This is a genomic window from Staphylococcus sp. GDY8P85P (assembly GCF_017892405.1).
Classification (GTDB): domain Bacteria; phylum Bacillota; class Bacilli; order Staphylococcales; family Staphylococcaceae; genus Staphylococcus; species Staphylococcus borealis.
This window is the reverse complement of record NZ_JAESLA010000084.1, coordinates 1-2,892: the sequence shown is the minus strand read 5'-3', so window position 1 is coordinate 2,892 and position 2,892 is coordinate 1. Positions and strand designations below refer to the sequence as shown.

3 protein-coding genes and 1 pseudogene are annotated in these 2,892 nt (G+C 28.7%); all 4 read right to left on the bottom strand.

Features of this window, described 5'->3' with window-relative positions; genetic code table 11:
- Positions 1-97: 97 nt before the first annotated feature.
- A pseudogene (locus tag KA828_RS13260) lies at positions 98-247 on the bottom strand (hypothetical protein); the annotation flags it as partial.
- Positions 248-277: 30 nt separating this feature from the next.
- Positions 278-1,045 (bottom strand): tyrosine-protein phosphatase, encoded by a 768-nt coding sequence (locus tag KA828_RS13045; RefSeq protein ID WP_070855209.1) that lies wholly within the window; start codon positions 1,043-1,045, stop codon positions 278-280.
- Entirely contained in the window at positions 1,038-1,748 is a 711-nt protein-coding gene (locus tag KA828_RS13040) for a polysaccharide biosynthesis tyrosine autokinase (RefSeq protein ID WP_210126367.1), read from the bottom strand. Before KA828_RS13040 ends, KA828_RS13045 begins: the two co-directional genes overlap by 8 nt.
- Positions 1,749-1,759: 11 nt before the next feature.
- Positions 1,760-2,422 carry a YveK family protein gene (locus tag KA828_RS13035; protein ID WP_210126366.1) on the bottom strand — a complete coding sequence of 221 codons (663 nt, stop codon included), beginning with the start codon at positions 2,420-2,422 and terminating at the stop codon, positions 1,760-1,762.
- Positions 2,423-2,892 lie beyond the last annotated feature (470 nt).

The window sequence follows — 2,892 nt, the reverse complement described above, 5'->3', positions numbered from 1 at the left end:
TTATAACTTCGCGACTATTTTCCTCAACAAAAAAAAAAGATATTAAACAATCTAAGGTTGCTTAATCTAAATATTAGGACTCATCAGTACGATTTGACGAAGAGCCAGTTAAAATCAATACTTTATGTGAATACCCTCTAAAATAAGGTTCTAAAATGTTGTAACAAACAAAAACTGATAATGCTACAATCAAAGAATCTATTACTATAAATAATAGCAATCTTCCTCTTGTACTTAATTTGTCCACATTTATCCTCCTAACTTACTCCATTTACAGTTAAAATAAACCGAATATTTTTTTACTTTTATAATTTTGAGTTGGTTGCTTTTTAGCTATATCTTGGTCCGATATAACCCTTTTAGCATTCACGTAAAACTGGTTAATTTGATCTTTATAAGGTGCAAGTTTTTTTTCATTAAACAAGCTATTTATAACAAATGGTCTATTTTCTGCATTATGAGCATCAGAAGCAATAAAATGTGTTAAATTATTTTCAATCATTTGAATTGAAATCTTTTGTAGTTTTTTTCCGTGGTTCCCTAAAAGTGAAGCGGCGGTTAATTGACTAAGCGCTCCACCGTTTATTAGTTCAAATAGCACATCTAAATTTTGACTAATTTCTTTATTTCTCTCTGGATGAGCAATGATTGGTACATAACCTTCAGATTGAAGTTCGAAAAAAAGTCTTTTTGCATAATGTGGTACATTGCTTGACGGGAATTCTATAAGTATATATTTCGAATTATTAAGACCAATTATCTTACCTTGTTTTAATTGCGGAAGAATTTGATCACTAATTCTTATTTCTTGACCAGGAAATAATTTTATCCCATACTGTTTTACTTCTTGCATATCATTTAACTCAGCCAACTTTTGTTGCACAATTTTATATTCATTATCAAAAGTCGGGCTGAGATGATGCGGTGTCACAATTATTTCAGTAACTCCTTCATCTATTCCTTGTTTAATAAGTTTTAACATTTCCTCTTTATTTTTAGGCCCATCATCAACATTAATTAAAACGTGATTATGAATATCAATCATTATTAGTTTCATCCCCATAATAGTAATAATAATTTGACGACTTATCTTGTGGTGTCTTATTTAAGACTGCACCTAGGATGTGCCCATCAGCTTTTTGAATTAAATCTTTAGCCTTTTTAACCTCATATTTATTATTTCTTTCCGCATCAATGACTAGGACACAATCAGGTACTATTTGTAAAAATACTTGTGCATCAGTTACTGAAATTACTGGTGGAGTATCAATTAGTATAAAATCATACATTTCTCTTAATTGACTAAAAAGATTCTCAAATCTATTTGAAGCAATCAGTTCTGATGGGTTTGGTGGTACCGGACCAGACGTCAATAAATCTAAATTTTCAACTCTTGTGCTACGAATAGCTTTATCAAAATCACTTTTACCAATGATTAAATTTGATAGACCATCATAATTAGAAGTCTCAAAATTATAATGTTGCGTCGGTTTACGCATATCTCCATCAATAATTAAAGTTTTATAACCTGCTTGAGCATACGTAACTGCTATATTAGCTGAAATTATACTTTTTCCTGCAGCCGGTTTTTCTGATGTAATGATTACGCTTTTAATTTCCCCATTTGCACTTGAGAACATTATGTTAGAACGAATACCTCTAAACTTTTCACTTACTATTGATTTCGGTTTGTCGTGAACGTATAAAGGTGTATCTAATTTTTTTCTTTTTGGTTCTTTTCTTGCCATAATTTTTCTCCTTATTTAAGTTTTTGTATAGATCCTAAAACTGGAATATTTAATTCTTTTTCGATATCTTCTTCAGTTTTAATACGCTTATCAAACATTTCTTTTAGTACAATGACTATCAATGATATAATTAAGCCTAAAATGAGTCCTATTGCTAAATTCAACAATAAATTAGGTGATACTTTAGATGCAGTACCTTTAGCAGAAGATAACACTGATACATTATCAACATTCATAATTTCAGGCATTTTATCACTAAATACATTTGCAATATCATTTGCAACTTTTTCTGCGTCTTTCTTACTTCCATTCTTAACATTCACATTTAGTATTTGAGATTCAGCTTGTGTTGTAACGGTTAACATACCTTTTATATCTTCAGCTGAATATTTAGAGTTTTTCTTAGCCACGTCTTCAATAATGCGTGGACTTTTTAAAATTTCAGAATATGTATTAACTAATTGAATATTACTTTGGACTTCTTGAGCCATTAACTCCGAATTTTTTTCTTTTTGGTTAACTAGCACTTGCGTATTTGCTTCATATTTAGGTTTCATTAAAAACACTGTTACTAATAAACTAATTAGCATTAATATGATTGGTAATAGAACAATTAGCTTCCAATTTTTCTTAATAGCGTTCATAAATTTCGATAAATCTAATGTATTTTCCATGACAACCTCCAAATTCTAATTTCGATATTAATTTTATATTTTTAACATGGTTTTTACAACAAAATTTTAAAATATAATTAATATTATTCTTTGTAATTACGAATTAATTTTGTTTTTCTTCAACTTGACAAAACATATTTTTTACAATTAACAAAACCATTACACTTCATCATAGAATATTACTTCGAATATATGTTTAAGTTTATGTAAATATCATGTAAATGCGTGTCAAATAAACTACATCAATACGCAATGTGTAGTTTTCCCCCCAATTATTTGGGCCAGTGTTACCTCAATTCCGATAAAAAAATTCAAAATTCTTTATCCGTACATTATATAATATTGAACAGTCATTATATGTCCACTTGAGATAAATTATTTTATATTTTAAAAAACTTATATTTAATACATCATTAAAGGTCTTCTAATTTCACAACAATACACACAAAAAGGTTCTAAGAGAAATGCGG